This is a genomic window from Methylobacterium sp. 17Sr1-1 (genome assembly GCF_003173775.1).
Taxonomy (GTDB): domain Bacteria; phylum Pseudomonadota; class Alphaproteobacteria; order Rhizobiales; family Beijerinckiaceae; genus Methylobacterium.
In genome coordinates this window covers 968,877-991,650 of sequence record NZ_CP029552.1, presented here as the reverse complement: position 1 = coordinate 991,650, position 22,774 = coordinate 968,877, and the positions used below count along the sequence as shown (strand labels likewise).

General features: G+C 62.0%; 18 protein-coding genes and 2 pseudogenes. 9 read left to right on the top strand and 11 right to left on the bottom strand.

The window, feature by feature from the left end:
* Positions 1 to 271 precede the first annotated feature (271 nt).
* The 3 genes from DK412_RS04500 (at position 272) to DK412_RS04490 (ending at position 4,243) form a co-directional block, all read left to right on the top strand.
* Positions 272 to 1,417 carry a phosphatase PAP2 family protein gene (locus DK412_RS04500; protein WP_109970975.1) on the top strand — a complete coding sequence of 382 codons (1,146 nt, stop codon included), beginning with the start codon at positions 272 to 274 and terminating at the stop codon, positions 1,415 to 1,417.
* Positions 1,418 to 1,709: 292 nt separating this feature from the next.
* The gene (locus DK412_RS04495) at positions 1,710 to 2,654 is read left to right on the top strand and encodes a phosphatidylserine decarboxylase (protein ID WP_204165494.1); all 945 of its coding nucleotides are present in this window, start codon (positions 1,710 to 1,712) and stop codon (positions 2,652 to 2,654) included.
* Complete coding sequence (locus DK412_RS04490) at positions 2,651 to 4,243, top strand: alpha-amylase family glycosyl hydrolase (protein WP_109970973.1); 1,593 nt, start codon at positions 2,651 to 2,653, stop codon at positions 4,241 to 4,243. The genes DK412_RS04495 and DK412_RS04490 overlap by 4 nt, the downstream gene beginning before the upstream one ends.
* Positions 4,244 to 4,401: 158 nt before the next feature.
* Here DK412_RS04490 and DK412_RS30835 read toward each other — a convergent pair.
* From DK412_RS30835 to DK412_RS04455, 7 genes and pseudogenes are all read right to left on the bottom strand, one after another.
* Positions 4,402 to 4,506: pseudogene (locus DK412_RS30835) on the bottom strand (IS5/IS1182 family transposase); the annotation flags it as partial.
* A 507-nt stretch (positions 4,507 to 5,013) separates the two neighbouring features.
* The gene (locus DK412_RS04480; RefSeq protein ID WP_109970971.1) at positions 5,014 to 6,477 is read right to left on the bottom strand and encodes an L-lactate permease; all 1,464 of its coding nucleotides are present in this window, start codon (positions 6,475 to 6,477) and stop codon (positions 5,014 to 5,016) included.
* Positions 6,474 to 7,175 carry an MOSC domain-containing protein gene (locus DK412_RS04475; RefSeq protein ID WP_109970970.1) on the bottom strand — a complete coding sequence of 234 codons (702 nt, stop codon included), beginning with the start codon at positions 7,173 to 7,175 and terminating at the stop codon, positions 6,474 to 6,476. Before DK412_RS04475 ends, DK412_RS04480 begins: the two co-directional genes overlap by 4 nt.
* A complete protein-coding gene (locus DK412_RS04470; RefSeq protein WP_109970969.1) occupies positions 7,172 to 7,720 on the bottom strand; it encodes a TlpA disulfide reductase family protein in 549 nt (182 codons plus the stop codon). The genes DK412_RS04475 and DK412_RS04470 overlap by 4 nt, the downstream gene beginning before the upstream one ends.
* A 234-nt stretch (positions 7,721 to 7,954) precedes the next feature.
* On the bottom strand, positions 7,955 to 9,037 hold the full coding sequence (locus DK412_RS04465) for a catalase family peroxidase (protein WP_109970968.1): 1,083 nt from the start codon (positions 9,035 to 9,037) through the stop codon (positions 7,955 to 7,957).
* An 85-nt stretch (positions 9,038 to 9,122) separates the two neighbouring features.
* Positions 9,123 to 9,842 carry a hypothetical protein gene (locus DK412_RS04460; RefSeq protein WP_109970967.1) on the bottom strand — a complete coding sequence of 240 codons (720 nt, stop codon included), beginning with the start codon at positions 9,840 to 9,842 and terminating at the stop codon, positions 9,123 to 9,125.
* Between the two features lie 15 nt (positions 9,843 to 9,857).
* Entirely contained in the window at positions 9,858 to 10,532 is a 675-nt protein-coding gene (locus DK412_RS04455) for a MarR family winged helix-turn-helix transcriptional regulator (RefSeq protein ID WP_109970966.1), read from the bottom strand.
* Positions 10,533 to 10,728: 196 nt separating this feature from the next.
* Between DK412_RS04455 and DK412_RS04450 the strand changes: the two genes are divergently transcribed.
* The gene (locus DK412_RS04450; protein WP_109970965.1) at positions 10,729 to 11,565 is read left to right on the top strand and encodes a hypothetical protein; all 837 of its coding nucleotides are present in this window, start codon (positions 10,729 to 10,731) and stop codon (positions 11,563 to 11,565) included.
* 480 nt (positions 11,566 to 12,045) lie between these two features.
* Here DK412_RS04450 and DK412_RS04445 read toward each other — a convergent pair whose 3' ends face one another.
* On the bottom strand, positions 12,046 to 12,507 hold the full coding sequence (locus DK412_RS04445; RefSeq protein WP_109970964.1) for a hypothetical protein: 462 nt from the start codon (positions 12,505 to 12,507) through the stop codon (positions 12,046 to 12,048).
* A 629-nt stretch (positions 12,508 to 13,136) separates the two neighbouring features.
* Complete coding sequence (locus DK412_RS29980; protein WP_162596095.1) at positions 13,137 to 14,069, bottom strand: hypothetical protein; 933 nt, start codon at positions 14,067 to 14,069, stop codon at positions 13,137 to 13,139.
* A gap of 726 nt (positions 14,070 to 14,795) precedes the next feature.
* On the opposite strand from DK412_RS29980, the gene DK412_RS29975 reads away from it, so the two are divergent.
* The 5 genes and pseudogenes from DK412_RS29975 (at position 14,796) to DK412_RS29960 (ending at position 20,756) form a co-directional block, all read left to right on the top strand.
* Positions 14,796 to 16,550 (top strand): hypothetical protein, encoded by a 1,755-nt coding sequence (locus DK412_RS29975; RefSeq protein WP_162596094.1) that lies wholly within the window; start codon positions 14,796 to 14,798, stop codon positions 16,548 to 16,550.
* Positions 16,551 to 16,618: 68 nt separating this feature from the next.
* A complete protein-coding gene (locus DK412_RS29970; protein ID WP_162596093.1) occupies positions 16,619 to 17,878 on the top strand; it encodes a hypothetical protein in 1,260 nt (419 codons plus the stop codon).
* Between the two features lie 390 nt (positions 17,879 to 18,268).
* Positions 18,269 to 19,210: pseudogene (locus DK412_RS30830) on the top strand (IS66 family transposase).
* Positions 19,211 to 19,219: 9 nt separating this feature from the next.
* Positions 19,220 to 19,312 carry a transposase domain-containing protein gene (locus DK412_RS31510; protein ID WP_162596091.1) on the top strand — a complete coding sequence of 31 codons (93 nt, stop codon included), beginning with the start codon at positions 19,220 to 19,222 and terminating at the stop codon, positions 19,310 to 19,312.
* Positions 19,313 to 19,535: 223 nt separating this feature from the next.
* Positions 19,536 to 20,756 (top strand): hypothetical protein, encoded by a 1,221-nt coding sequence (locus DK412_RS29960; protein WP_162596090.1) that lies wholly within the window; start codon positions 19,536 to 19,538, stop codon positions 20,754 to 20,756.
* Between the two features lie 120 nt (positions 20,757 to 20,876).
* On the opposite strand, the gene DK412_RS31505 is transcribed toward DK412_RS29960, so the two are convergent.
* Together DK412_RS31505 and DK412_RS04415 are read right to left on the bottom strand one after the other, a co-directional pair.
* Positions 20,877 to 20,978 (bottom strand): DUF4113 domain-containing protein, encoded by a 102-nt coding sequence (locus tag DK412_RS31505; RefSeq protein ID WP_348629369.1) that lies wholly within the window; start codon positions 20,976 to 20,978, stop codon positions 20,877 to 20,879.
* A gap of 169 nt (positions 20,979 to 21,147) precedes the next feature.
* Positions 21,148 to 22,596 carry an MFS transporter gene (locus DK412_RS04415; RefSeq protein ID WP_162596089.1) on the bottom strand — a complete coding sequence of 483 codons (1,449 nt, stop codon included), beginning with the start codon at positions 22,594 to 22,596 and terminating at the stop codon, positions 21,148 to 21,150.
* Positions 22,597 to 22,774 lie beyond the last annotated feature (178 nt).

Below are 22,774 nucleotides of genomic sequence, written 5' to 3'. Positions count from 1 at the left end.
TGACGTGAAACTCCTCCTTGCCTCGTTCCTCTTCGCGCCTGCGACTGGCGGCAGCGTGAACCCTTCTCCTCTCACTGGGCGGCATGTCCGCTGTAGGGGTCTTTTTGGTCGAGTTCGGGATGCATTCCTAAATATTCGACTTCGTCATAGCAGATCGCATGGCAAATGTAAGGCTTTAGCAGCCAATAATAAATCCGATCTGAGTAAACATCATTGCAAACTAATTCCTGTGTGCATTGTATGCTCACGCTCTCTGGAGAATCATACGCCGATGAGGCTGCAACACGTCGATCAGTTGCGGGCGCTTGCCAGCACCACGCCCCGCATCCGAGCGGTCCTCTCGCCGCTTGCAGCACCACATCCCGCGCTATGGGCCTTCGTCGCCGCGGTGGCTGTGATCGATGCTGTGTGGCTGCGCATCGCTGGTATCGCTCTCGCTCCGCTCGGCTTCACGTTGCTCGCAGCCCTCACGCTAGCTCTGCTGCTTGCGGCAGTGTTCTGGAGTCGCGCCACCTCACATCCAACTCTCCGTGCGATGGCGCTCTCGTCTGCCTGCTTGATATCCGTGACGGGCAGCGTGGGAGTGCTTCATTACCTATCGGCGACGCTCGCATTCCCACTCGTGGATCCCATGATTGTCCATGTGGAGAGCGTGCTCGGTTTCGACTGGCGGGCGCACACAGCATACCTTGAGGGGCACCCCCACTTGTCTAGGGTGCTAGCGCTTTCCTACCATTCTAGCGGACCGCAGATCGCGCTCGTGGTTATCGTCCTGGCTTCAACTCGCCGCATCGCTCGTCTCTGGGCGTTCGTGCGACTATTTTCAGTCGCCCTGGCTTGTGTGGTGGTTCTTTCCGCGGTTTTACCGGCGGTAGGGCCGTATGCGTTCTACGCGGTTGATCCCTCTACACCGAATGAACTGGAGACCATCGGCGCCCTCTGGCACTTGGAGCCGCTGATACATCTACGCAGCAGCACCATGCAGGTGATCGCCCTCAGCGAGATGCGTGGCTTGGCAACATTCCCCTCCTTTCACGTCAGCCTCGCCTTAATTACTGCGTGGGCTCTAGCATCCGTCCGATATCTCGGACTGGCAATCCTGGCGCTCAACATGGCCGTCATAGTGGCGACTTTGAGCGCGGGCGGACATTATCTCCCAGACGTCCTTGGAGGCGCAACTATAGGTCTCATGCTACTCATGCCCCGAATCGCTGCTTGGCACATTCGCACCTATGCTGCTTTTACTCGCGCTTATGCAAACTCACGGACGGATTTCATATACATACCACGCGCACGTTTTTCGCTGATGACACGCAGACCGGAGCGAGTGACCAGCCCACATACTCGGTCTAGCCATGGGGCGGGATTAGCGCGCTATTCAACTGAGATCTCCGAAGCGAAACAAATTCAGAGCTAGTCACGGTGCAGATCCAGCCGCATTAGAGGCTGAGGCGACGCACTTCAATAGTCTCCAATTCACGGGCACGCCGTGGATCGAGAACCTTACAGTCCAGGCTAACCTATTGGTTTGGCTGGGCCGGAGTGTAGCGCACTACCGATGCTGCGGCTCGTTTGGGGCACAATGCACTGGCCTATAGCGGAGGCATTGGCGGCGCGGTACCTGACGCCAGCGGAGTTTTGAGGAACGGTGTAGGCGAGGAGCCGTTGTGGCCCCAACCCCGCTTGGCCGGGGCGTCCGAGGAGCGATGATGGCGGCCGATCCGAAGCCACTGAAGCTGTGGGACCGCGACAAGGGCAAGGCGGTCGAGGAGTTCATGCCCGACCATCAGACCACCTACGAGACGCGGCCGCTGCGCGCGCCCGGCCAATGGCTGCGTGCCACTCCGCTCTTCGATAAGCTCTATGCGCTCTACCAGGACGCGCCCTGGACCAGGCGCAGCATCGCGCCGTTCGTGCGCGAGTACCACATCAACATGAGCGAGTTCGAGGAGCGCCGCTACCGCTCCTATGCCGACTGGTTCGTGCGCGAGTTCAAGCCCGGCAGACGCCGCTTTCCCGACGATCCGGCCCGGATGGGCGCACCGGCGGAGGCGCGCTACTTCGGCTGGGAGGAGTTCGGGCCCGACCAGCGCTTCCCGGTGAAGGGCCAATCGCTCGCGGCCGCAGACATCCTTGGCAACGCCGAGCGTGCCAAGCCCTTCCTCGGCGGCCCAGTCCTGCTGATGCGGCTCTCGCCGGTTGACTACCACCACGTCCACTACCCAGACAATGGACGCACACTCGATCACGAGCGGCTGGGTCACAGCATCTGGACGGTGTCGTGGACAGCCGTACAGAACAAGCCAGACATCTACATTCGCAACGAGCGCCAGGTTAATATCCTGCAGACCGAGCATTTCGGCAGGCTCGGCTTCGTCGAGTTCGGGGCGCTCACTGTTGGTCGCATCGTCCAGCGCCACCCGCTCGACCGGCCGTTCAGGCGCGGTGCCCAGAAGTCGGTGTTCAAGTTCGGCGGGTCGGCCGTGGCGATCTTCGGGGAGCCGGGCGCGTGGCGTCCCTGCGACGACATCTTGGAGCATACCCCCGAAGGTATGGAGACTATCGTTCGCTTGGGTGAGCCCGTAGCGGAGAAGCTCCTAAGCGGCCCCGATCTCAGGGCTCCGTCCCCGGGGCTGGTAGGAGACAACCAATGACGCAGGGCACGCACGAAGATTGCGTCCCGCCCTGGTGGCAGGACGCGGTCATCTATCAGGTTTACCTTCGCTCGTTTCAGGACAGCGACGGTGACGGGGTTGGTGATCTAGCCGGCGTCATCGCCCGCCTCGACTACATCGTTGCGCTGGGTGCCGACGCCCTCTGGCTCTCGCCCTTTCATCCTTCGCCGCTGCACGACGGCGGCTACGACATCGAGGACTTCACCAGTGTCCACCGCCTCTTCGGCGACCTCGACACCTTCGACCGGCTCCTCACCCAGGCGCATCGGCGCGGGCTCAAGGTCGTCCTCGACTTCGTCCCGAACCACACCTCCGATCGACACCCCTGGTTCCGCGAGAGCCGCGCGACGCGCGAGAACTCGCGACGTAACTGGTACGTATGGCGAGATCCGGCCGCCGGTGGCGGGCCGCCGAACGGCTGGCGGTCGATGATGGAAGGTTCGGCCTGGACCCGAGATCCCGCCAGTGGCCAATACTACTATCACGCCTTCCTGCCCGAGCAGCCGGACTTGAACTGGCGCAATCCCGAGGTGAAGTCCGCCATGGACGGTGTGCTGCGCTTCTGGCTCGACCGGGGCGTGGACGGCTTCCGGGTCGACGCCGTGCCCCACCTCGTCGAAGATGACCTGCTGCGAGAGGATCCGCCGGGCGAGCTGGCGGGCGAAGGACTACCGGTGCAGGCCGGGGTTCGACACGCCTTCACCTCGGACCGGCCCGAGACCCACGCCGTCGCAGCCGCGTGGCGTCGCCTCCTCGACGGATACAAGGACCGCCTGCTGATTGGCGAGGCCCACCTACCGGCCGAACGGGTCATGCGCTACTACGGTCTCGGCAGCCCGGCCTTCCACCTGCCCTTCAACTTCGTCCTGCTGAACACGGCCTGGGATGCACGGGCCCTTGCAGCCGCTTTAGATCAGTACCGCAATCTGCTGCCTCCCGGTGCCTGGCCGAACTGGGTGCTGGGCAATCATGACGAGCAGCGCCTGGCGAGCCGGATCGGCCGGGAACAGGCGCGGGTCGCAGCGATGCTCGCCTTCACGGCCGGGGGCACGGCTTTCGTCTATAACGGCGACGAACTCGGGCTTGAGGACGTCGCGATAGCGCCGGACGAGGCGCGTCACCCTGACGTCAGCGGCGACAGAGACCCACAGCGCACGCCGATGCCATGGGATGCCGCTCCGAACAGCGGCTTTACAACGGGGACGCCATGGTTGCCGCTCGGGGAGGCGAACGGGGCGCGAAACGTCGCCGCGCAGGATGCGGACCCTCATTCGAGTCTCACCCTTTATCGCCGCCTGATCGCGCTTCGGCGCGCGCACCCTGCTCTGGTCCGGGGCCGGTTTAGGCCGAAGTCTGGCGATGGCACGGTGCTATCGTATGAACGGGAGGACGACGGCGCCCGCTTCCTCGTGACGCTTAACATTGGCGGGGATGCCGCGAGCGCAAAGCTTGGCGAGCCCTGCGAGCTGCTGCTCTCGACGCAGCTGGACCGCGAGGGCGATCGCTGCAACGGAGAGTTATTCCTACGGCCGAACGAGGGCGTGGTGTTCAGGCTTCGTCCGCGCTGAACTGGAGGTTTGAGGCAGGGAATAGCGAGCAAGACACGGCAAACCGCCCAGGAACATCGCGAGAAGGTTGATGTTGATCGGATTCCTACGAAGGGGAGGCACCCGGATGTCTGCACGTTCGCCGGCATGCCCGACAGCGCCAGGACATGCCGTCCGGCATCCACCAACACCACGCGCGTGCGCCCGACCACCTTCTTGGCCCCGTCGTAGCCCCGCAGTCCGCGTACCCGGATACGCTTGACGCTCTGGGTGTCGATGATCGCCAGCCGCGGATGCAGGCGGCGGCGGAAGCGCCGCTGCTGGCGGCGGGCCAGGACCCGCCTCAGGATCTCGAGCAGCCCCTTCTCAATCCAGCGCCGGACCCAGCCGTCGACCGTGCACCCTGGCACCGGCTACGAGTCTGCCTTCAGCAGAGCTGCACCGACGAGAGCTGAAGCTGTCATACTGGGCTCAGAATGCCCCAGGACCGCCGGGTCGACGCAGCAGCAGCCCGGCAGCTGGCGGACCCCCGAACGCGCTGTATGACGCCTCCGAAACTTCAGTGCTGGCCGACCTCTCCTCCTCCCCTGCGCGGGGCATATGGTCAAACTAGCGGCCGGGATCCAGCCTGCACTGTATCCGGCCAGTCGGTAGCCACTTGAGCAGGTTAGATCATGATGAACATTATGTGATCCTTTCCGTTTAACGGAAAATCGCCATCGAGCAAAATATGCTTTTAACGATATTTTCCACATTTTACAATATCGCATTTGATTACGCCGTTTAATAACTCAGAGGATTCCCCCAGATAGCATCAGCGCCGAAGCGAGTAGTACGATGATCACCACGGTAGCAAACGGCAGCATCGCACGGTAGGCCTGACGTTCCATCCCCGGTGTTTCAGCCAAGCTGCACACAACCGACATGCGAACCGGGGAAACGATGTTCAGCGAGAGCGCCGCAGCCTGCTGAAGCGATGCGACGGCTGCCAGGTTCAGATTAGCCTCCGCTGCGAGGCTGAGCTGCGAGGCCATGAACAGGCCGTTGGCCGCGTTGCCGCTATTTGCAAGCGCCCCGAACACCGCCGAGATGATGGGCGTCACGAGGACCGACCAGCGGCCGAGAGCCTCGAACATTCCGCGTGCCAGCCCTTCGGCGATGCCGGATCCGGACAGCAGTTCGGCCATCATGGCGAAGGCGACGATCGTCAGAACGGCCAGCCGCCCTGTCCTCCACGCGCCCCTCGCCTCCTGCACGAAGGCGTATGCCTCCCCCCCTCGCAGCAATCCCGTCACGATGGCGGCAACGACGAGCCACGTTCCGGCGTGGAATAAGGGTGACCACGCCGGTGCACCCGGGAACGGTTGCAGACGCCCGGCCTGTTCGAGGACCTGCTTCAGCGGCGGGATCAGCCGGGTTAGGAGGAGCCAGGTGATCAGAGCAGCGAACGGGGCGACCTTGCGCGTGGCGAGGAGAAGTTCGCGGTGGCTCGGCCGTTCGTCGAGGACGTAGCGGAGCGCGATCAAGGGACCATAAGCGGCAAGCATCGCCGTCTCAGGGCCGAGGGCCACCGTCGCGGCGATCACCGCGGCTAAGCCGGCGCACAGCCAGCGCATCTCGTTCACCCGCTCGCGCCAGCCGCAGGAGACGCCGGCACGCTCCGCCAACCGCCAGAACAAGGGCAGCCAGAGGAGATTGAAGGCGACCATGAACCAGCTGGTGTTGACCGCCAGCGTGGTGGGATCCGTGCGGGCGAAGGCGGCAGCCACGATGGCGCCGCTTCCCATCCCGCCCCATAGGATCATGGTCTGGCTCAGCAGGCTGAACGCCAGCAGCGGGACGGGTGCAACGTCGAGGCGCCGCACCAGCATCATTGTCCCGATGATACCGACGCCGAAGCCGGTTGCGGCTTCGGCAAACGGACCGATCAGGAAGCAGGCCGCAAAGAGGAGCCGCCGCCTCGCGCGTGCATCGGACAGCGACCTTTCCGGGATCGCCGGTCCGCCTGGCCGAAGCGCGATCCGCCAGAAGAAGAGGCCGCCGAGGATGTAGGGAACGACGATCCATCCGATCCAGGCGCCGCGGGCGAGGAAGACGGCCGCATCTCCGACTTGGAATGCGTGTGGCGCGGCAAACAGCGCCACGATCAACGCGAGGGCGAGCCCGATGAGGACCGCGCCCACCGTTCCGGTCTTGCCACTGACGATCGCGGCAATCACCGCGAGAGCCGGCGAAGCCCAGAGCACGTAAGTCACGCGTCAGATTTCCCCACACCGGTCAGTCGCCGCGACCAATCTTCGACGCTGCCGCTCTCCAACCGCCGCCGAGCCAGGGCTCGCCAGCTCTCGGCGAGTTCGGGCAGCCTGGCGACGGCTTCGAGATCGCCGCGGTTGCGCGTGTCGCGATAGAAGAGGTGGACGAGCCGCGACAACGGCCAATCGGGCTGCAGGCGCTCGTGCAGGACGAGCGCCTCGCCGGGCTCGACCGAGCCTTCCTCGAGGACGCGCCAGTACCAGCCCGTGCGACCGGTGGCCTGCACCGCCCGAGCCATGCCGGGATGCCCGAAGCGTCGGTCCAGCTTGAAGCAGGGCTGGCGCCCCTGGCTCACCTGAAGCAGCACCGGCCCGAACCGGACGATGTCGCCGACGCAGACGTCGTGCTCCGTCCATCCCGAGGTGGCGAGGTTCTCGCCGAAGGCACCAGGCGCCGAGAGAAGTGGATGGTCGCCGATTTCGCCGGCCCAGGTCGGATAGTGGTCCTGAGGGTAGTGGTGCAGCGCCTTCTCAGGCCCGCCGTGGTACCGGAGGTCGCCCTGGGCATCCCCTACGATCCCCGTCGTGGTGATCTTCCATGGCCCCGGTACCGGCCGCTTGGCGATGCCGCTCGGCGGACCGTCAGGCCCGAGCGGCGCAACCGGTCCGGCGAGCACGACAGGCTGGATCCGCGTGATCATGTGGACGCCACCGCCGGCAACGGACAGCCGGCGTTGTCACACCCGCTTGCTGCCTCTGCCTGACCCGTCCATGCGCTTGAAGACGCTGCGATCAGCGATCCCAAGAGAACCCCGAGTGTGAGGTCGTCGACTTGCCCGAAGGCGTGCTCGCGGACAACGCCGTCACGGTCGATCACGATGGTGCTCGGCGTTCCGCGCATGCCGTACCGCCGCATGGTCCTGGGTATCGGATCGTCTTCGCTAGGCCGGTCGACCCCGATGGGAAAGGTCAGTTGATACTCGTGAATGAACGCATCGAGCGCCACCTCGGTCATGGCCGCGTGGTGCTCGAACACTGTGTGCAGGCCAATCACCACGACATCGCCACCTCTCGCGACCAGCCGATGCAGCTTCTCGGCCTGGAGTGTGCCATGGGCGACGCAGCCTGGGCACAGCATCTGGAAGGCGTGCAGGACGACGACCTTGCCACGGAGGTCAGCGAGGGTGAGCGGCGTGGGCGCATTGAACCAGCGGGAGACCTCGAGTTCGGGTGCGAGGGCGGGCATGGGCATCCTCCGGATCACAGGCGGTCGAGATTGGTGAACCAGGCGACGAAGACACGGGCGCCCAGCTCGCAGGGCCGAGGGCCATGCTGGGCACTGCTGTCCCCGAGCCGGCGCCGACCGATGACAGCGGCGATCTCGCAGGCGTGGCCGAGAAGCCGGCGCCCGATGTCATCGGCAGCAGCCCCGCCGCGGATGCGAGGCCGCCCGGAGACGGCGGGCGCCAGGCGTCCAGAGCTATTTTGCGCGCAGGCCGAAGGAGATCCCGTAGGCGGTACGACGCGCCGTAAAGATCTCGTCCTTCGGTGCTTCGATGCCGTCCGCCAGCTGGCCTGGATCGAAGATTCCGGCGTTGCAGGTCTCATTCGGCTCAAGGGCTGTCACTGCGATCGTGCCGAGCTTCACCGCCTTGCGGTCGTCTTCGTTCTTCCATCGGAGCGTGATGTCCGCGGCCAGATCGTCGCCAGCCTCGGACAGCAAGGCCATGACGTCGAACCTCACCGCGCCGCGTGACAATCGGTCCGCGAGCTCAGCGTTCAGGAACTGGGGCGGCTTGCCCTTGGCCTCCTCGTCGCTCAGAGCGATCTCCCCGGCCTCGGGAACGATCCTGAACTTGAAGGGCACTGCCTGTCCGGCGGCATTCACGCCCGTGAACGTGTGGACGCCCCAATAGGTGACGCCGGCATAGCTCCTGGGCAACGGCCTGCCTGCCACGAAGGCGGCTTGGCGGGTCGTCTCCGGATTAGCTTTTGCAAAGGCGGCGATCGCCTCCTGGTTGGGCTTGCCGTCGGCTCCCGGGGCGCGGACCTGCAGAAAGCCCAGCATCTGATCGAGTGTACGAGCGAAATGCACCGGGGCATTCTCGAACAGGAGATGGGTCTCGTCCCCGCCCGACAGGATCTTAATCGAGAAGCCGCGCAGAACGGTCCTGGCGGTGTCCGGTACGGTGGGGTTTCCGCCGCCGACCGAGAAGCGACCGATCAGCGGCCATGGTCGCGTGAAGCTGATCGAGCGTGTAACGGCGCCGACGTCGGCGGAAGGCGTGTAGGTGCCGCGCACGCACTGTCCCTTGGCGAAGGTCGCACGCACGCCGGGCGGTTTGCCCGCGACGATCTTCAGCGCATCCACCAAGCCCTGAGCATCCGCCGCGATCGCCACGGTCGGCAGAACCAGGGTGGACAGGAGCGCTGCGCCCAGAAGCGGCATGGCGATCGCCCGGTGCAGGGTCGCTCCCGCGCCGGGAGCATCGGCGTTGGTGGCCGCTGACGGCGTGAGCGGTACGCCAAGCGGGCCTGGATCGGCGAGGTCGAAATGTGCCATGAACGGCTTTCCTTCTCTGGTGCTCGGAGGGGGACCTTCGGCGGTCCGGCGATGGCAGTCGCCGGACCGCTACTCAGCGGCGGTGTCAGTTCTGCGGGCTCACCTTGCCCGGCAGCGACAGGTTGCTGGAGGCGACCTTGAAGACGTCGCTGACGCAGAGCAGCGGTGCGTGCAGATTGCCGTTGACCTTGAGGCCGGAGGTCACCCCGTCGAAATTGGCACCCTTGATGCCGGTGATCAACGAGACCGGGATCTCGACCTGAACTGCGTCGCCCCGGAAGGTCGTCGGGTAATCCGGGCTATCGATCAGAAGCGGCACCTTCGGCCAAGTGGGCGGGACCTTGGGCTTGGCACCCTGCGGGATGTCGACCACCTTCAGGCCCCCGCCGCAGGCGCTGTCCTTGGCAAGCACGACCCAGTGCGGGTGCCAGACGTGCCGGTTGACGCCACCGTTAGCCGCATCGTCGAAATCGGGGTGGAAGGTGACGGCGAGCGCGACGATGCCCTGGGCCTTGTCGAAGCCGATCGCACCGCTGTCGAGGGTCGTCGGCCAGACATAGGCGTAGACGCTGGAGCCCTCGAACCGGCCTGTGGCGTCCGGCTTGTCCTTGCCCGCCTCGCCGCGGACCCGGGTGGTAAACACCGCTATGTCGTCCCGGGTCACGATCGTGGTCTCGACGATGTCGAACGACGCCAGGACCGCTTCATTGGGCTGTGCGCGAATGGAATCGGCAAGGGCGGTGGTGGACAGCGCGCACAGGGCTGCCGCCACGAGGCCGGAGCCCCATGCTGTCTGCTTCGTCATGACACCTGATCCTTCTCAGTCTTCGGCTTGTGCTCGGAGGGGCGGCGATCCGTCGGCGAAGGACGTCCAGGTGGCAGCCTGAACGTCGGGATCGGCCGCTTCATGCTCGCCACAGTCGAGCCGGAGATCCCGGGTCCCGATCGGGGCGTTCACGAAGGCGCAATGATGGGGTTGGGCGTCGGCCGGGTGAATGTTCGGCCGGAAGTGGCGGCAGCTGACGCACATCCTCTGAACCGGGATGGCCCCGGCTTGCTGCAAGGTTCGGATCAGCTTGATCTGCGTGAGCAGGAGGTCGGCTTGTTCACTCGGCGACAACCGCGCCAGGGCCGCCATCACCTGCGAAGCCGCAGAGGCGAAGGTGCGTCCGAGGGCATGTCCGTCTTCCGTCAGGCGAGCGATGACCGCGCGCGCATCAGCCGGATCAGGCGCCCGTTGCACGAGGCGTTTGCGCTCAAGCGCCGCGATGGTGTCGGTCATGCTCGACGCCGAGACGGCAAGGTGCGCTGCGATTTCCTTGGCCCGCAAACCAGCAGGACGCGAAGCTAGGAGGGCGAGTACCTGCGCCTGAGCCGGGTTGAGGCTGGCGTCGCCCGCAGCCGCCCAGAGATCGGCCCGCAGCACAAGCGCGACGCGCTCGAACCCCTCGCGAAGGCGGATCAGAACGGGATCTGGGTCGGCTGCGTGATCCATGCACGATAGTTAGGGCTCCTAACTTAATGAGTCAAGCAGGCGGATCCATGTCGCGAGGCTATCTGGACGCAGCCGTACGCCTGCTCGATCGCGAGCCAGGAAGCACGTGGAGGTGCGTCGAACGTGAGGGACGTCGCGCGAGGTCGATGTGGATCACGCTATCTACCCTCCCCCATTGGGTGGCATGATACCGGCTATGACGACCCTGGCTGAGCCGCCTATCTGGTCTCTCCTGACCCTGCCGAGCCTTGAGGCATTGCTCAGCCGCGACGGCAGTATGCCCGCGGCAATCACCTTCGCGCACGCCCTCGACGAAGTCAGCGTAGCCGAAGCTCCTCTATTGGCTCTCACACGCCTCATGATTGAGCGTGCTCAGGCACTCGGCGGGCTCACGCTGACTGCGACGGGTGCGTTGAGCCGCGCCGACGTGCGCGCGTTCTTCGACGAGATGGTCTGGCCGGGCTACGACAAGGCCAACGTGTTGGTGATGAACAAGGTGCTCAACGAGGCTGATGTGATGCCCGTCGAGATCACCCGGCGGATCGCTCAAGACGTTAAGCTGCTCCGCAAGCGCGAGAAGCGACTGCTGGCGAGCAAGGCCGGCACAATGTTGATCCGAGAGGATCAGGCGGGTGCTTTATTTCGGCAGCTGTTTGTGACCACGTTCTGGGAGGTCAACCTGGCGTATTTCGACCGGGTGCCGCTCGAGGCCTGGCCACAGAACCACATTGGCATCGTGCTATGGTGCCTGTCAGTTGCCGGTCATGAGTGGTTCAAACCCGAAGATCTGATACGTACGTGCACGGTGTGGGACGGCACGCTTGATGAAGGTCCAATCGATTTCGCCGGCTTCGCCCTCGAGAGTCGGGTGTTGCGGCCTCTCACGTGGTTTGGCCTCATGGAAACTCGGCTAGAGGGCGATGACGACTTGCCGGTATGGCGAAGAGCTCGGCAGTATCGCAAGTCTGAGTTGTTCGATCGCGCTCTGCGGTTCGAGGTTCAGTTGAACAAAACTTCGGGCGTTTCACACTAAGCGCTGTTGCTCTTCCGATGGGATCCGCAACTATTAGCAGGAACCTGGCTCACGCGCCTAACACCGGCGTGAGCACGACGTCGGCATAGGCGAGGCCGCCGAGGACGATGCACTCGTATAGGTATGACGAGAGCGGGTTAAGGACGGCAGCTTACGTGGTGATGATCCCGATGCCCACGCTCGGGATCCACACGCGCGGCATGACGCGCCCCTCACTGTAGGTGGTGTCGTCCTTCGTATAGGACGTCTCAGGACCGGCGAGTGCGCCGGGGGTGTGTTCCGGGCAGCGCAGCAGCCATGAACGCTGCCCTGGACGCTCTGTGGAACATCCCGGCTGAGGTGAGTCGTCGAGCCCCTGGACTGGGAGTGAACAATCCCCCTCCCCGCGCGAGCTACTTGGGATGCGAACGAGGCTTGCCGTCAAACGACGAGCAGCATCGGGACTGCCGATGCTGCTCGTCACGCCGCTATCGGTGTAGCTCACACGGCCTTCTTGCGGCGCTCCGCCATCATGAGACCCCGAGCCACCGCTGCCTCCTTGATCTGGGCGTCCAGCTCCCCTGCCCTCACCGCGTTGATCAGGGCGTCGATGATCGCCGGCAGCTTGTCGAGGGTGCCGATGCCGATGGCGGCCTTGCCCGGCTGAAGAGGCATGGGCTTGCCACCGACTCGGAGCAGAAAGTGCGTTGTACCGGCTTCGTCTTGGAACCAGCCGCGCCGCACACGGCGGTTGACCTCCATGCGCACGCGGTGACCCTGGGCGTCTTTGCGCATGCCAAGGGTTTTGGGGGGCTGGTACACCCGGCCTTCGAGGGTCGCCGTCACCATCTCTTTCTGGTCGGCAAGTTGGCCCAGCAGCTTCTCCCGCGCCCGCGCGAGGGGATCGTTGGCTGACACAGAGGGAGCAGCAGCGCTGAGCTTGAGGGTCTTGAGCACCGACATGTGTGTGTCCTTCGCTTGAGCTCGATTAGCTCTCATGTCCGGGACGCTACTGCCGTTGTCCTACTGTTCAACCTGAGATTAGATCGCCATGATCGTAGACTGTTAGCCGTTCCGCGATTGGCCGGGAAAATGCATCACGACGTACAAGGACGCTGTTCAGCCAAGAGCGCAATCCTAAGCTTTTGATTTTGCGCTCTTATTCTTCGCTATTTCGGGCTCTTTGATGTGACCGTTGTGTGAACTCTGTCGTCCGCCTTCTCTGCAGATCCCCGACTGTGGATAGCTGGTCAATTCACCGATCGCGTCAGACCGTCGGCATGGAAGCGGATCACGGATCGTCTGCCACCGAAGCCCCATCCGAGCTGCCGGGCCGCACCAAGACGGCTCATGCAGTTCGGCACGTTGGTGATATCATTCCGCGACACTCGCGAGATCCGTGCAGAGCAACAAGCTCGGCCGAGCCATTGCGGCCTCCTACATCTGCAGGAAGCCAGCGAAACACCTGCCACGGCCGGCTCACGTTGGGGGCAACGAAGGGGTGTGGGAGTATGATGTGGAGTGTGAGTATTTGTAGCCAGTTAGTGTCTTGTATAGATTAATTGTTAATATCAATACCCATACAAGTCCACTCATTTACTACCAGCACGACCCCGCTCAGGACCCATGCGTGTCTTTAGTCTCTCAAAACCACCTCTCTTGCACATCAACCAGCCCACATAAGCAGTGATGTCTTTGTCGTCCCACCACCTTCGTTGCACCACAAGCGCACTGCCATTCCATATCAGCTGAGACGTAGACGCCTTGTAGTCCTGCTCAATGCGAAATTTCATGCAGTACCGAACCAGATCCCTGATGTTCTCAGCTACGCCTCTGTTGTGATCGAACTCCTTGACGTTCACCTGATACGGCTTGTCATACCCACCAACCCGAATGGCCTGCTTAAACTCCTCCACAGGTACATCGCCCAAGCATACAATCGCGTGCAGATGTGGCTGCCACACCGTCTGATCCAAGCGGTGAACCAGCACTGGCCATTCGCTTTCCAGTGCTATGCGCTTGTTACGACCCAACTTGTCGTGAATGTCACTCGCGTTGTGGCGATCCATCTCCCACCACCCCACGTACTGCACGGCATTCCACCTGACATCTGATCTCCTCTTGTAGCGGATGATATTGCGAAGCCTCGTCTCCGTAGCATCAATGCAGGGATCCACTGTGCTGAGGTCGCATGTTGGTGATACCAACAGCGTGAGGAACGCCATCTGATCGTTCGTGGCACCCGCAAACTGCTTCTGTATTGCCATTGCCGTTTCCTTGCCCCGCCTACGCATAAAGCAGCGTGGACACAACGGCACCCCGCATAGTCGCATGTTGTTGTGGTTGTCGTCCATAGTCCCACATGCTTCCATGCGGTCGTACTTGTCGTGTCGTGGACCAATGGCCTTCATAACCCGTGTACGCTGCTCGGCCATGCCCGGATACAACCAGCGGATCTTCTTCTTGTCCTGCCAGCTGGCGCCCTCAACGAGAGCCATTCGTAGATCGTCGAGTTTCGTTGTCATTTCAATATCCTCCTGCTGCAAATGATTGTCAATACTAATTTATGTGATTACTTCATGTCTATATTCACTTGCAGCGTCATCTGACTGCCTATGTGTGATTTAAAAGGGTTTGGTGCCATCTGTTGTTGAGTGACAGTGCGGCCACTGTTGGCCGGGGCTTCCTATCTGTCCGTACATTCACGGCGACGCGTTGAAGCCACGGGATTAGGGGTAGGCCGAGGCAAGCTCAGGCTTGCACGCATAGGCCGGCACCCGATGCCCCACAGCGAAGCAGCTCTCTATCGGTGAACCAGCTACGTCGCTCGCCATGACAAGCACTCAAAGGGCGGAAAATAGACGACTACCGCCATTGGGGGACCTAGCTCCGGCTTTACCAATGCGCCGGACAGATGCGCTCGCGCATCCGCCCTGATCCGCGTCCGGTGTGACGGCGCCTCCCTTTCCGTTAAACGGAAAGCGCCGTTAACCATGTTCGACCGGGTTAAACGGACATGAAATTTATCTCGAAAATATACTTGACCACGCCGCTGCCTGTGGTATGTTTAGCGCTGACTGCGTGGGCCGATCACTTGCCTTCGCAATCGATGCGGTTGGCGGTCTGAGTTCGCTCAGGACCATGGTGCTGCGAAGTGCCGGCCAATCACCAAAACCACCGCCCGAGAGGCGGATGTTTTGACGTGCCGCCAATCCTGGCCGCACGGCGATCGATTGTGATTGGAGTTATCGATGTCGTCCCACCTTGACCAGAATGCTGTCGCGCCTGCTATTGTTCCCGACGTCTCCGCGACGGCTTTGCCCGCGAATGTCCCGGCGGAACTCGCCGACAACCTGAAACTGCTGGATGAGCATGTCCCTGAAGGCAGGAATAATCCTAGCGCGAAGGACTGCTCGGACTGGCAGACAGCCACACTACGCATGGATGCCGTTGCGCGGAAGGCTGGCATTACTGCGCGTGTGGCTGCTAGAATTCAATTTGCGATGGGCGCATTGCTCTACCAGCACACCGATACAAACCAAATCTATAGCAATTTCAACACTGATTTCAAAAGGCCGAACAGCAATCATGAGTTCGCTCCGGCCGCCGCTGTATTTTATAATCTGAATATTGCCGATACCAGCAAAACAGATGCCCCATCAAAAAGGATCAATTCAAAGTGTTCTCAGTACGACGGATTGGTTCGAACCCTCGTGTCCCGAGGAATAGATATCAAACTGCTTCCGCTCGATCGGGAGACCGTCCGAAGATTGGTTGGGATCATCGAAGAGGCAGGCGGTTTGAATGCCTTAGAGCGCATCAAGAATGATGACAGCGACGGCAATCCTACGCCCATCGCGTTTGATCGGGAAGGCAAAGCCGCGATTTTGAAGAACCTGGGTTTGGCAGCTTTGACTGGGGGACAGCCAGGAGAGCCGCGCGTTAGTGTGCTATTTACCTTCAGCGATGGTGCCACGAAGGAGATATTGCTACCCCAGTCTGAAATTGACCGTGTGATCGTCACGCAAGCTAAGCCGCCTAAGCGCACCCAGGCACTCGCTGAGATGCTCCAGATGGGGAGCTGTGTGCTGACGTACGACACCGACCAGGTCAAACGGCGCGGTAGCGATCCCAATGATACCCGCACGGAGCTGCGTACGGACGAGCGTCAAGACGTTTTTCATCCCGACGGGAGGATCACACAGAGCCTTAGAGAAGCCAAGAAGGGTAGCGTCATCGTGGAATGCCGTCATCACGAGCCGCATCTAATTCTCGGTCAGCCGGTCCTCGGCCATACGAGGCTGGAAACACGTATGCGGAAGCGGATCGAAGCTAATATTGTGCCCGCTGACAGGCGCATGCTGTTCAACATTGCGGTGTCACCCACCGAGATGCAGTCTGCCGTTGGAAAAATCGTTGTTCGTACAGAAGCCGCAACTGGTGACGGCAAAGGCGAGTTCAGTGCGTTGCTGCAACGGCTTACCGGCAACGGTTTCACCGACATCAATCCGAAATCTCTAGATCGAAGGGCTATGTGCGAGATCGGCGGTAAGGTGTTCTACGGCTTCGCCAGCGCTTACGCCGCAAATGCCATTAAGGTCGTGCAGAAGGCGCCTAAGAAGCGTGGCCGCACTCAGCTGGTCGCTCCCGAGGTAAAAATTACCCTCGGCAAGACCGGGTTCTCCGCGCTTTGTGACAAAGCTGACGATCCGGCAAAGGTCGTCGCTGCCCAACGTGTCGAGGGGGCAGCCGACATCCAGGTGCGCCTGGATGACTTTGTGGCGTTCTTATCCGCCTACCTTAGTGTCTCGTCAGAGGTGACTTCCGATCTCGTGTCGGAAATCGGGGACCGGGTCTTGGTGCTCAGCTTCAGCACCGCAAACGCGGCCTACCGGGTATTCATCCCCGCGTCGCACAAGGGCGAGCGCAAAGATTTTTCTATCATTCCTCTGTCGCAGGAGGAGTGGCCCGAAGGTGCCTCGCTTGAGCCTTCCTCTGACGCCTGAAATGCTAGCCTGACATAACCTGGGGGTCCACTTGGACCCCCTCCCCTTCCCTGAAAATGAGAATTACGATGATAGCGCTTCACCAGCGTTCGAACGACTATGCGCGCTTTCTGCCGGCGGTGAATGGGAACTTTTCTCGCTTTACGAGGAGGTCGGCGACGTCATTAAGGCGGCCCATGCCGGCTGGATTGGCTCCATCGCAGCTGGACTTCCTTAATCCGTCTGGTCTGTTCCACTACCCCTGGGCCCTTTACACGGCGGCCGAGGGTGTCAACGACAAGACCCCTACGATGATCAGCGATCGCGCTAGGAACCACTCCTTCGTGCTGGGTGACAGCGGCGGCTTCTCCCTTATCAGCGGCGCCGTCAAGGAGGCCATGAGCGATTTTCGAGAACGCTCGCTCCGGTGGATTGAGAAGAACTGCGATGTAGGACTTCCCGTCGACATCCCAACAAGGGCCATAGACGTACAGCCCAATGTTTGGAACTTCGATAGATGTCTACACACAACACTCGATAATACCGACTTTTCAGCTTCTAATGCCGCCACTCACGTTCGGCTGCTAGCTGTTTATCAGGGCAGGAACCACAAGGAAGCTCGGCGATGGATCGAGGGGATGAGGACGCGACGACTATGGGGTCTTGCCATCGGAGGTCATACAAGACTTGATTTTTGGTTCTGGGTAAGCGAGATCAAAAAATATATTGATGCCGGCTATTTTGATCATATTCGCCATATCCACGTATTAGGGACTACAGAGCCTGGCGTCGCCGTGATGCTAACTGCTCTGAAGCGAGCACTTCGCGGGTACCTCAAGTGCGAGGATTTCGAGATCACATTCGATAGCAGTCGCGCTTACCGTGTAGCGCAGGCCTACGGTCAGGTCACGACGGGTCTGAAGTTAGGCATACGCGGCAACAGCGGCGCGCCAGATGCATTCGACTTCCGGTCCTTCAAATTTCCTCAGTTTGGAGCGCAGGTTGATAGAAGTTCATATTTTCCGTTTGCAAGCCCGATCGGTAACTTGTGCACAGTGGGAGATTTAATGCCCGGGGCAAGCCCGGCTGATCCGGCATTTGACGAGATCGGCAGCAATCTGCTCAGTCACCATGAGACGTATATGGAATTAGCTGCGATCGAGCAGGCTAACCTGCTATGCGATATGGATCAGAAAACCGGATCACTTGTTCCCTGGCACGTCCAAGAAGGAGTGCGCGCCATCCATAATTATTTCAAGTCAGGAGATATAATCCATCTAAACGACAGAAAACATTATCTGCAGCACTATAATAACAACGATATTGATGATCGAGATCTAAATCACTAATATCAAATTTGTATCATTCGTAGTATCGCAATGATAATTTGGCCGCGGGCTGCTTAATGGGCGTGTCCGCGGCCCTTTCGTACTCACAGTTTAAAATACTGTGCAGGGTGATGATCGCCCACTTCAGCGTCCTGCACACCGATAACGCACCGATGCTGGCACTTGGCCCGGGCCGGGCGACCCATGGAAGGCCGTAGCCACTGTTCGCGACGAACGCCCCCGCGGCGGCGCCTGGCCGTTGACAGCTATGACCATCGCCTCTTCTGTGCATCGGGGTGATCGTCCGCTCGCCTACTTGGCATCCTTCTCCCCCGTGCTGCTGGCCGACGGGATACTGATTGCAACGGGCTGTAGGCCCGGCGGGTCAGGGCCTGCCGCTTCTGCGAACAGGTGGTGCAGGTGCCTGCGTCCCACCACGCTTTTCCTCACGGGCGAGCTGGATCCGGACTGCTCGCCCACATCGCGGTGGCGAAGTTCCACGAGAACCTGCCGCTCTACTGTCAGGCCGCGATATACGCCGGTGACGGCGTGGCTCTCGCCACCTCGACGCGCTCGGGTTGGCTCGTCGGCACCGCGGCCACCTCAAGGCGGCTGACCGAGCTTCTGCGACGGGAGGTGATAGGCGGTTCGGACGTCCTCCACGGTGACGACACGCCGATCCCGGTGCTGATGCCCGGCACGGGCAAGACGAGCATCGGACGGCTGTGGACCTATGTGCGCGGCGAACGTACCCATGGCGGCGCCCGGCCGCTGGCAACTATGCTCTTCGCCTCGCCCGACCGTTGGGACGAGCCGCCCGCTCCCGCACCTAGTGGCCTTCTCCGGCGTTTTGGTGGCCGACGGCTACGCCGGCATTAACGGGCCGTACCTGGCCAGGCGGGCATACGGCGCCCGACTGAGGCGGGGTGATGAGCGCATCCGCGCTACAAGATCTTCAACGTACATGCCGCGACGGGTTCGACCCTCGCAGCGGTGGCGCTGGAGCGGATTGGGGAGCTTTATGGGGTCGAGCGCGACCTGCAGGGCAAGCCGTCCAATGCTCGCCCCCGCGAGCGACCGGTGCGCTCGAAGCCGCTGGCCGAGGCGCTGGAGACGTTTGCCAAGACGTGCGTGGCCCAAGTGCCGGGCCGCTCCGACCTGCCTAAGGCGTGGCGCTACATGCTGGCGCGCTGGCCGGCGCACATGCGGGCCTTCAACGACGGACGCTTGGCGCTCGACAACAACGCGGCCGAGCGGGCGCTTCCCAGTGTGGCGTTCGGGCGCAAGAACTACCTGTCTGCCGGATCCGGCTTGGGCGCCGAGCGTGCAGCGGCGTTCTACACGCTGGTCTAGACGGCGAAGATGAACAGGCTCGATCCTGACGGCTGCCTGCGCGACGTGCTCACGCGCATCGCCGATCGCTCAGCCAAGCGCCTGGCCGATCTGCCGTCCTGAAAATGGATGCCGACCAAGAAGGGCCAGCAGGCTGCCTGACCAGTGTCTCCATCACCGAGAGCTTGCGGTCTCTAAGTAGTTAATGACAGCTATCGGCGCTTGCCGTTCGGCGCGCCCTGTGGTCCAATCGTAGATACGAATGCGCAGAGCCGTTCCTTTGCTTAGCGTAATCGCACCGGTCGTCGGAAGGGCCATCTCGGTCGCTCCCAGGGCTTCAGTGTCCATGACGATCACCAAACCATACTGCGTGCCGTCGGGACGCAGATGCTTTGTCGACCTACCAGATGGTGGGCCGGTGCTTGATTGCGACTGGAGCAGAGCAGTGCGGTACGCCATCACAGCCGATACCATATCCGGCACCTCTATTATCCCGAATGACAATGCAGGTCCGCTCTCTCCGGCTGCAAAGGTGCTTGCGGAGCGGATCAAGCGAGCAGCTACTGCCGACTGGCAGCATTTGCGGCACGACGTCCAAGTAAAACTTATCGAACTGCACGGCAACGGTTTGATTAACGATGGCGCGTATGAATTGCTCGCTGAGCTGATCAAGTTCAAGGACCGAAAGGTCTGGCAGTCGAGCGGCGCGGTTAGAGGGACGGAAGCGCAATTAGAGACCGTGCCCGACCGTATTTCCCGCGCTCAAATGCGACTGGCCCTCAAACAGTCGAACGGCACTTCTGCGCGCATGATCCTGAGCGAGGAGCAGCTTGCCGAACGAGCTGAGAAGAGAGGCACGAGACACTATCTCGCCAAATCAAGCGTCTCACCCGCCGAGATCATGCGTGAAGGGCAGTACTCCATTGGTATTCAAGCGGTACTAGCTCGAATTGTGTGGGAGTTTATTAACACCGGGAAGTGTGAGAAGACGGTAGCGTTGCTTGCCAAGGAGAGCGGGACAAGCGAGCGTACCGTGCAGATGGCGGTCAGGCGCGCTCAGGCAGATGGCCTGATCGACGTCCAGGTCCGTCTTCGGCAACCTAATCGGATCACGATCATCGACAGGAAATGGCTCAAGTGGATCAACACATGGATAGCTCGGAGAGCAGCACAAGAAGATAGTTATGGTGTTTCTTTTAAGGGTGCAAAATCCTGCACCCTTACGGATGACGATAGTACCCAGACGACAGCTGCCACCGCTCAGAGAGTTGGTGGTCCTGGCTCAAGCCGCAACACGTCGCATGGGTTTTCACGGTCCTTGCCGTGCGATCCGGCAGCGCTCAGCTCTCGGATCGATCGACGCCCTACGAATAGGTTCGAGGAGCACCTTGCGGAGCTTGAAAGATCGGTTCTGGCCCAAGCTGCCAGCGCTGTGACTTGTGATGCGAACGGCGTTGTGGATGCCGAGGAACTGTATGGCATCGTTCCGTTAAACGGAGACCCGACTCTTCAGTCGGGCGGGCCGACCTACACAACATTCAAGGAGACTAACGGCAGCTCGGACTAAATGAAACTTAGGGTAGCGGCCAGCTAGTCGCACTCGTTGAATACGGGCCTAAATACATACCGGGAGTATGACTGCGATTGCCCGCGCTGCTATCCACCTCTGGCCGGTGCGCGGGCGATCTTACTGTACCGTGGCATTGGCCTTCGGCACCTCATTCGACCGGGTAGTGAACCGCTGCGAGCGCATCTCAAACTTGGTGGACCAGCTACGCTTGTCTACCAAGCCAGCCCACGCTCACACCACAGCTCCGCGGCCGATCAGACTATTGCAGGCGTCCATCGCCACAATCAGTGTGCCGGACTTCTCCGGGTCGTGCGCAACGGACAGGGGCGCGGTGCGTCGTCCATTCGACCTTGCTGTAGCACCAGGACGGCTCTTGCTCCTCCTAGGCCTATAGCCGCCGCACCGGCAGGGTCCACGCCAGCACGGCGTTTACCATGGCGAAGAGCGCGATAGTCGAGAAGGCGGCTGAGAAGCTGCCTTGAATGTGTGTCACCGCCGAAGCGCGCGACGCTTCTGGCAAGCTCGCCAGTGCGGCAGGACCGTGTCGAACGGCGTCGGCGAAGACATCAGCAATCGCAGCGTTCCGGCCCAGGATCACAAACAGCACCCCCATCGCGACGGTCACGCCGATGGCCGAGCCGACCGACCGCGACAGTTGCACGGACGCAGACGCAGCCCCCAGCATAGCGGGCGGAGCCTGGGACTGCATCGTGATCTGAGCCACCGGCATGGCCGAGCCCTGGAACACCGCCACGACCGCTAGCATCGCCGGCAGACCCCAGGGGCCGAGCACCGCCCCGACTGGACCCATCCCGAACGCCACGAGCAGCAAGCCCAACGCCGCTGCGGTCTGACCCATTGCCGGGAAGATGGCGACACGCCCAGTGCGTGAGACCAGTCGCCCCGTGATGAGCGACCCCACCCCAACCGTCGCAGTCAGAGGCAGCATCATCAGCCCGATCTCTCCGGCCGAGGCCCCGTCCACCGCTCGCAGGTGGATCGGCAAGATGGTCGCTTCGCTCACCAGCAACGCACCGGAGCAGGCGGCCATGGCGTTCGCTCGCCACATGGCCGGGCGACGCAGCAAATCCAGCGGGAACAGCGGCTGTGCCGCTCGCCGCTCCTGCCGCCCCAGCAGCACGAGGCAGACCAGGGACATCCCGATCCCGAGCAGCGTCGCAGGTTCGACACGCTGCAGTTGCTCTAGCGCCAACAGGAGCGGCACCACCGATCCGGCAAACAGGAACAGACCCGGCCAGTCGAATTTCCCGCGCTCGCCGCTCCCCTCGCGGCCGGGTAGCCGCACCAACAGCACCATCGCCAGCAGGCCGAGCGGCAGGTTCACGAGGAAGACCGAAGGCCATCCAAACGCCTGTGTCAGCGCCCCGCCTGCCACCGGCCCGAAGGTCGATGAGGCCACGATCACCGCGGCCATGAACCCTTGGGCTCGACCGAGCTGATGGCGCGCGACGTTCTCGGCGAGCACCGCTTGGCTCAGCACCATCAGGCCGCCGCCACCGAAGCCCTGTATAATGCGGGCGCCAACCAGCGTCAGAAGACTATGAGCCAAGGCGCACAGCACGGACGCCGTGACGAACAGCGCCAGGGCCAGCAGCAGCATGCGTCGCCGCCCGAGAGCATCACCCAGCCGGCCGTAGACGGGCGCCGCCACGGTACTGGCCACCAAGTAGGATGCGACCACCCAGGAGACCCGCTCCACATCGCCGAACTCGCTCGCCATCGCAGGCAGCGCCGCCGTGATGATGGTGCCGTCCACCACGGCTACGAATGTCGGGAGCAGGATGGGCGGAAACACCCGCCGGAGCGGCAAATTCATCGGTGCCATTCTCTCAACTGACCAGCTGCGATGGGGCTGGCGGTGGCGGTTGAGGAGAGCGGTACACGGATGCTGCAGTCGGAGATATGGCCCCGCTGCTCGCCGCGGTTGCACGCACATCAAGGCCAGATCGTCCGCCGATGCCGTCCCCGATCATCGCGATGGAGTGGGTGGCTTC

Bases quoted from the DNA above. Each gene is read 5' to 3' on its own strand.
- DK412_RS04500 (WP_109970975.1), top strand. From the start codon at position 272: ATGAGGCTGCAACACGTCGATCAGTTGCGGGCGCTTGCCAGCACCACG.
- DK412_RS04495 (WP_204165494.1), top strand. From the start codon at position 1,710: ATGGCGGCCGATCCGAAGCCACTGAAGCTGTGGGACCGCGACAAGGGC.
- DK412_RS04490 (WP_109970973.1), top strand. From the start codon at position 2,651: ATGACGCAGGGCACGCACGAAGATTGCGTCCCGCCCTGGTGGCAGGAC.
- DK412_RS04475 (WP_109970970.1), bottom strand. From the start codon at position 7,175: ATGATCACGCGGATCCAGCCTGTCGTGCTCGCCGGACCGGTTGCGCCG.
- DK412_RS04470 (WP_109970969.1), bottom strand. From the start codon at position 7,720: ATGCCCGCCCTCGCACCCGAACTCGAGGTCTCCCGCTGGTTCAATGCG.
- DK412_RS04465 (WP_109970968.1), bottom strand. From the start codon at position 9,037: ATGGCACATTTCGACCTCGCCGATCCAGGCCCGCTTGGCGTACCGCTC.
- DK412_RS04460 (WP_109970967.1), bottom strand. From the start codon at position 9,842: ATGACGAAGCAGACAGCATGGGGCTCCGGCCTCGTGGCGGCAGCCCTG.
- DK412_RS04455 (WP_109970966.1), bottom strand. From the start codon at position 10,532: ATGGATCACGCAGCCGACCCAGATCCCGTTCTGATCCGCCTTCGCGAG.
- DK412_RS04450 (WP_109970965.1), top strand. From the start codon at position 10,729: ATGACGACCCTGGCTGAGCCGCCTATCTGGTCTCTCCTGACCCTGCCG.
- DK412_RS04445 (WP_109970964.1), bottom strand. From the start codon at position 12,507: ATGTCGGTGCTCAAGACCCTCAAGCTCAGCGCTGCTGCTCCCTCTGTG.
- DK412_RS29980 (WP_162596095.1), bottom strand. From the start codon at position 14,069: ATGACAACGAAACTCGACGATCTACGAATGGCTCTCGTTGAGGGCGCC.
- DK412_RS29975 (WP_162596094.1), top strand. From the start codon at position 14,796: ATGTCGTCCCACCTTGACCAGAATGCTGTCGCGCCTGCTATTGTTCCC.
- DK412_RS29970 (WP_162596093.1), top strand. From the start codon at position 16,619: ATGATAGCGCTTCACCAGCGTTCGAACGACTATGCGCGCTTTCTGCCG.
- DK412_RS31510 (WP_162596091.1), top strand. From the start codon at position 19,220: ATGAACAGGCTCGATCCTGACGGCTGCCTGCGCGACGTGCTCACGCGC.
- DK412_RS29960 (WP_162596090.1), top strand. From the start codon at position 19,536: ATGACGATCACCAAACCATACTGCGTGCCGTCGGGACGCAGATGCTTT.
- DK412_RS04415 (WP_162596089.1), bottom strand. From the start codon at position 22,596: ATGAATTTGCCGCTCCGGCGGGTGTTTCCGCCCATCCTGCTCCCGACA.